The 310-nt window shown below is 61.9% G+C and carries 1 pseudogene; it reads right to left on the reverse strand.

The window, feature by feature from the left end:
• A pseudogene (locus LUU93_RS21940) lies at positions 1-310 on the reverse strand (hypothetical protein); the annotation flags it as partial.

The following is a 310-nucleotide window of genomic DNA, read 5'->3' on the forward strand; positions in this document are numbered from 1 at the left end:
GAACGGAATCCGGACATCCAGATCCTCTATCCCGTCCATCCCAACCCGAACGTCAAGGATGTCGCGCACCAACTGCTCGGGCGGACCCCGAGCGGCGAACAGGAACGAACCCACTGGCTTGTCTGGCGACTTGAGACCGGCGCGGGACAGCTTGATGGCGGTCGACAGCGAGTCGATGGCCGCATCCTGGCCGAACACCGTCAGCTTCAGGTCACGCTCCAGGTTACGCAGCAGCTCCTTGTCGGAACTGGTGACGTGCTTAGGCGGAATACGCGCGATTTTCGCCACGATGTCCTCGACCTGAGGCACT

The organism is Flavobacterium soyae (genome assembly GCF_021245985.1).
In the GTDB taxonomy this organism is placed as follows: Bacteria; Bacteroidota; Bacteroidia; order Flavobacteriales; family Flavobacteriaceae; genus Flavobacterium; species Flavobacterium soyae.